Origin of the sequence: Cryobacterium sp. MDB1-18-1 (genome assembly GCF_004402735.1) — a bacterium.
In the GTDB taxonomy this organism is placed as follows: Bacteria; Actinomycetota; Actinomycetes; order Actinomycetales; family Microbacteriaceae; genus Cryobacterium; species Cryobacterium glucosi.
On the sequence record NZ_SOFR01000069.1, the window covers coordinates 1 to 1391 of the forward strand.

Annotated in this window: 1 pseudogene; it reads left to right on the plus strand. The window is 63.3% G+C overall.

Features of this window, described 5'->3' with window-relative positions:
* The first annotated feature begins 179 nt into the window (after positions 1–179).
* Positions 180–1357 (plus strand): annotated as a pseudogene (locus E3O50_RS16710) (integrase core domain-containing protein).
* The last annotated feature ends 34 nt before the right edge of the window (positions 1358–1391 follow it).

Below are 1391 nucleotides of genomic sequence, written 5' to 3' on the forward strand. Positions count from 1 at the left end.
CTGTTATGTCTCAGGACATCGGTGACAGTTCTGCATCAATAGATCGGTGACCATTCGGCCGTGTTTGATGGTGACACTTCTCCCTGATTCACATTTGAGGGATGACTCGTTTCGAACCCGTTGATCCCCGTGTCCGTCTCGCTATAACTCAGTGGCCGCCTGATGCTCCGCGAGGCGCGGTGAGTACGTTCTGTGCTGAGCACGGAATCTCTCGCAAGACCTTTTACTCGATCAAGAAGCGAGCTCTCGAGGAGGGCCAGGCCGCGGCGCTCGAGCCGCGCTCCCGAAAGCCCCGCTCGAGCCCGAACCAGATGGCCGAGGACGTGAAGAAGCAGGCGATCGGGGTCCGGGCCGTGTTAGAGGGATCGGGTCTGGACTATGGGCCGATCAGCGTCCACGAGAAGATGCGGTCGCTGGGGATGACCCCGGTCCCATCGACGGCATCGCTGGCCAGGATCTTCCGCGATGCTGGTGTCGCCCGCGTCGAGCCGCGGAAGAAACCCCGGGCCTCCTTCCGGCGGTTCGTCTATCCCGCGCCGAACGCGTGCTGGCAGCTGGACGCGACCGAATACGTCCTCACCGGCGGTCGGAAATGCGTGATCTTCCAACTCATCGATGACCACTCCCGCTTCGCGGTCGCCTCCCACGTCGCGTGGGGAGAAACCTCCGAGGGCGCCCTGACCGTGGTGAAGAAAGGCATCACGGCCCACGGGGTCCCGCAGCGACTCCTCAGCGATAACGGGGCCGCACTGAACCCGTCCCGGCGCGGCGTCATCGGACAGCTCGTCACCTATGTCACTTCGCTGGGCGTCGAGGCGATCACGGGGAAACCCTACAAACCCACCACGCAGGGCAAGAACGAACGCTTCCACCAGACCCTGTTCCGCTGGCTGGACAAGCAACCCATCGCGGCGACCCTCGAGGAGCTCCAAGCCAAGGTCGACCGGTTCGACGAGATCTACAACACCGAGCGCCCGCATCAAGCCCTGCCCGGCAGGATCACACCCCGGCAAGCCTGGGAGGCCACACCGAAGACCGACCCGCCCCGGCCGAGGAATCAACAGCGACCGGTCGGCTGGGACGGAATCCGTCGCACCACGGTCGCCCGGAACGGTATCGTCCAAGTCCGCCAAACCCGGTTCCACATCAGCCGCGCCCTCGCCGGCCAGACCGTCTATCTCGTCGAGACCACCGACCACCTCCTCGTCTTCGACGACGACGGCACCGAGATCATGGAACACCGCTGGCCCAAGCCCGGCACCAAATACGTTAGCTCCGGCAGACCCCGCGGACGGCGACCAAAAACCATCTAACTGTCACCGATGTCCTGACACAGGAAGTGTTACCGATGTCCTGATACAGAACTGTCACCCATGTCCCGATACATCACA